Origin of the sequence: Nosocomiicoccus sp. HMSC059G07 (assembly GCF_001815515.1) — a bacterium.
GTDB lineage: Bacteria > Bacillota > Bacilli > Staphylococcales > Salinicoccaceae > Nosocomiicoccus > Nosocomiicoccus ampullae_A.
Window position 1 is genome coordinate 1 of the sequence record NZ_KV820774.1, and the last position, 246, is coordinate 246.

Sequence of the window (246 nt, forward strand, 5' to 3'; positions counted from 1 at the left end):
TACGTGTTGTAATTCCTATTACACTTTCATCATTCGTTGTTGAGATAGACATATGGCGTACCATTTTCTTGCCAACATTTTCATCTTGGAAACCTTTCAGTGCAAAATGCGTATGTGCGCCCTCTTCCCAAGTGAAGTCCTCAGGACAGTCTAAGAAGTATGTTTTGACTTCTGAATTCTCATCTTTAATCTTATTTATTTTAGTCCAATATATTTGCATTAAGCATGCTCCTCTATATATAATTT

Annotated in this window: 1 pseudogene; it reads right to left on the bottom strand. The window is 35.0% G+C overall.

Annotation, left to right across the window (positions count from 1 at the left end):
- Positions 1 to 220 (bottom strand): annotated as a pseudogene (locus HMPREF3029_RS00150) (dihydropteridine reductase); the annotation flags it as partial.
- Positions 221 to 246 lie beyond the last annotated feature (26 nt).